We start from the raw sequence: 260 nt of genomic DNA, 5'->3' as shown, positions 1-260 counted from the left end.
CTATGACATTCCCTAAACAAGCACCTGTAGAGGTTAAAAACCCGCCACAGGCACTGTTAAATGGCTTGTCTATACAACCTATTAAGGTACTTAAAAATCGTCAAGCTTACTTTGCTGTTTATGAATCGGCTAAGCAAGTAAAGAGCTTAAATACCGACTCGGAACTCTTAAAAACGCTAGCGCCACACGATGTAGTTGCCACTGCGTCTAGTGATGAATACGATTTTGTTTCTCGTTATTTTTGGCCTGCCAGCGGTGGC

At 42.7% G+C, this 260-nt stretch carries 1 pseudogene; it reads left to right on the top strand.

Annotated features, from left to right (window positions below):
- Nucleotides 1-260 (top strand): annotated as a pseudogene (locus R2R70_RS21180) (phenazine biosynthesis protein PhzF); the annotation flags it as partial.

It is taken from the genome of Cobetia sp. SIMBA_158, assembly GCF_046566945.1.
GTDB lineage: Bacteria > Pseudomonadota > Gammaproteobacteria > Pseudomonadales > Halomonadaceae > Cobetia > Cobetia amphilecti.
The sequence above is the reverse complement of the archived record's forward strand: the minus strand, read 5'-3'. Positions and strand labels throughout refer to the sequence as shown.